The sequence below is a fragment of the Methylobacterium sp. WL18 genome (genome assembly GCF_008040015.1).
In the GTDB taxonomy this organism is placed as follows: Bacteria; Pseudomonadota; Alphaproteobacteria; order Rhizobiales; family Beijerinckiaceae; genus Methylobacterium; species Methylobacterium mesophilicum.
Window position 1 is genome coordinate 1 of sequence record NZ_VRVD01000795.1, and the last position, 1891, is coordinate 1891.

General features: G+C 67.8%; 3 protein-coding genes. 1 reads left to right on the top strand and 2 read right to left on the bottom strand.

Features of this window, described 5'->3' with window-relative positions; all coding sequences use genetic code 11:
* Both FV228_RS28375 and FV228_RS28380 read right to left on the bottom strand, forming a co-directional pair.
* Positions 1-243: hypothetical protein (locus FV228_RS28375; RefSeq protein ID WP_246694061.1), on the bottom strand; the 243-nt coding region annotated here is incomplete at its 3' end.
* A 202-nt stretch (positions 244-445) separates the two neighbouring features.
* Positions 446-937 (bottom strand): ATP-binding protein, encoded by a 492-nt coding sequence (locus tag FV228_RS28380; RefSeq protein ID WP_147857536.1) that lies wholly within the window; start codon positions 935-937, stop codon positions 446-448.
* 520 nt (positions 938-1457) lie between these two features.
* Between FV228_RS28380 and FV228_RS28385 the strand changes: the two genes are divergently transcribed.
* A partial coding sequence (locus FV228_RS28385) for a hypothetical protein (protein ID WP_187277948.1) occupies positions 1458-1891 on the top strand: 434 nt, incomplete at its 3' end.

Here is a 1891-nt window from a genome sequence, read left to right on the forward strand (position 1 = left end):
CACCGACACGGTGTCGGCCGGCTCCGCCTGTGCGGCGGCGGGCGTCACGGCGTTCGGCTGAGCCGGCGCCGGGCGCTTGCGGGGCGGATCGTTGTAGGGGGTGTTGTAGCCCTTGCGGACGGCCGACCAGTAGGTCTCCCGGGTCAGGCCCGAACCCGTCAGGGCGGCATCGATCATGGCGGTGGCCCGTGCCGCGAGGTCTGGCACCTCGTCCGGCTTCAGCCAACTCTCGACAGGCATCATGCGATCTCCGATCCACACGGCCGAGCTTCTAACGGACCAGACTTAGCCAGACGGTGAACGCGCGGGCCGGGGGAAGGTTGCGATGCACAAATTTCCGCCGGGCCTGTGGGTTGGTGTGCGTAGCCGAGCCCGATGGAGTCCACGGGCGCAAGTCCCGAAGCCGCCGACGGCGCACCGTATGGGCAGAAGCCGAAGCTGGCCCCTATGCTCGATGGACGATCAGGTCGAAGCCCTCGTCCGGGGTCGGCGCCACGAAGTACCGCGTGAACAGCGCGAACTGCGCGTCCGTCACCGTGAAGTCGTGCGTGCCGGCCGCATTCCGCGCGCGCAGGCGCTCCCTGCACACGTCATCGGCCACATCGAGATAGTGGAGCCGGTGGACGACCCCGGCTTCCTCGAACAGGGTGCGCATCCAGTCCCGGCTGGCGCGGGTGTTGGCGGGGAAATCCAGCACCACCGAGAGCCCGGCCCGGAGCAGGTCCACCACGTGCGGGCCCATCACGCTGCGCAGGCGGGTCGAGTGGCGGACATAGTCGGCCGGGGTGGTCTGCTCATCGGGATACAGCCGGGCGAGCCAGCGATCCTCGGCCACCACGATGGTGCCGGGCGCCGCGCCGAGGCCGGCGGTGAGCGTCGATTTCCCGGCGGCGATCTTGCCGCAGACGAGATGCAGCGTCGTTTGTTGGGCAGGCATCACGGTCGACCTTGGGCACGGCGCAGCAGGCGCCAGAGTGTTCACGGGCGGGCAGACCCGGCCTGACGGATCAGGCCGGGCCGTTAATTCGGCTGCGGATCGCAGCGGCCGCGCGGTGAATCGACAAGGTCATGGGCGGAGTCTGACAGGTCCCGGCGGGCGAGACCAGGGGTGCCGGGAATGTCCATCGGGATATGAAGACGATCGCAGAGCCGGTTTCGGCGGCAGCTGCGGGTTGACGCCGGCGATTGTGACCAGCCGGAGACTGCGTCAGCTTCCAGTATCTTGAGCCCAAGCGTTTCGGTTTTGCCATTATGCCGCGATGACGGACAATAAGTCCTCGCTCTGTATTTTATGATACCCATAGAAATCAAAATACATTGTTTCGCAAAAACACATCTGAATTTAATCTGAAAAACCCAGCGTTGCGTTTGCAAAAATCCCAACCGATGCGCACTTAATAGGGGCCGGCATGACGTGAGTCGGTCGGCGCACGACAGTTCCGCACGGCAGGATGGCCATGGTTGGATCTGTGAACAGGGTGGCGGCGCCCGAAGGGGCACAGCGGCCGGGGACGCACAGGCCGGAGAATCCGGGCCTCGTCGGGAATCCCGGTGAGGCAACGCCGGCGACCGGTCCCGGGCCGGAGCCGGAGGCGGGGTCGCCACTGGCCGCCGCGGAGCGGCTGGGCTACGCCAAGCTGTCCCAGATCAGCGGGGTCCTGCTGTCCTTGGCGTCGGCCCGGACCAGCGGACGGGACCTCGCCGCCTCCGCGCTTCAGCCGGCCGGCCAGAAGCTCCGGCGGCTCAAGGCGGAAGCCCTGGCGGCCGCGGCCTCCGGGGACACGAAGGCGGTGGCCCGCATCGCCGAAGCGTTGACCAAGGTAGCCCGGGAGATCGCCGATGCCGCCCGGGACTACGCCGCCGCCGGCGGGGACACGGCCCTCACGCAGGC